Below are 858 nucleotides of genomic sequence, written 5' to 3' on the forward strand. Positions count from 1 at the left end.
TGATCGCCATCTCCTGCAATGTGATCTCCTCAGCCTTCACAAGCTTCACACGGCATTTCATCGACACCTCGGTACCAGGGAAAAATCCAGGTTACCGAAATCCAAGCAGTTTTACCAGGAACACTTATGAAAAAATAAGAACCGCCGCGCTGCTATTGAGCCTCGCTTTGCCGTTGTCGGCGCTTGCGCAATCGGCGCCGGCGCCCGACGTCAAACCCGGGGACACCTGGACATACGTCGACGAGCGAGAGAGGGCCATCGGGCTGGAACCAGACGCACGAGCAGGTGACGGTGCTGCGGGCGACGCCATCGCACATCTATTTCGAATCGAAGATATCGGGTTCGACGCAGGCGCCACGCGAAGTGATCGCCGGAGCGGACCGGAGCCGCGAGCGCAGCGTGAACGGCACCGATACAGTCGTGAACCGGCCGTTCGCGTTTCCGTTGTCGCCGGGTAAGAGCTGGACGGTCGAATACGCCGGGCAGCATCCGAACCGGGTATTCGCTTCGCAGAAGTGGGACTCGCAGTATCGGGTGGTCGGAACGGAAACCGTCGAAGTGCCCGCCGGCAAATTCCAGGCGATCAAGATCGAAGCCGAAGGCGACTGGGTCCCGCAACTCGAGCCGCGGCAGACGGTCACGCAAGCCAGCCAGGTCGAGCAGGGCGACACCGCGATGATCACGCATGCGCAGAAACTCGGTCCTGTTCAGGCGACGGGACGCACGTATAACCCCCCGCGTCACAATGGTTGTCGCCTGGATAAAATTGGAATCTGGGGGCGATAAAGAGAGAACAAGTTGGCGCGTTACGGAAAGACATTCAAGGACAGAGCGGTGGCGCGGTTGCTGCCGCCGGAG

Annotated in this window: 1 protein-coding gene; it reads left to right on the forward strand. The window is 60.3% G+C overall.

All coding sequences use genetic code 11. The annotated features are described in order from the left end of the window. The first annotated feature begins 285 nt into the window (after positions 1–285). Entirely contained in the window at positions 286–786 is a 501-nt protein-coding gene (locus F6X37_RS35875; RefSeq protein ID WP_262420172.1) for a DUF3108 domain-containing protein, read from the forward strand. The last annotated feature ends 72 nt before the right edge of the window (positions 787–858 follow it).

This window comes from Paraburkholderia sp. 31.1 (assembly GCF_014397645.1).
Taxonomy (GTDB): domain Bacteria; phylum Pseudomonadota; class Gammaproteobacteria; order Burkholderiales; family Burkholderiaceae; genus Paraburkholderia; species Paraburkholderia tuberum.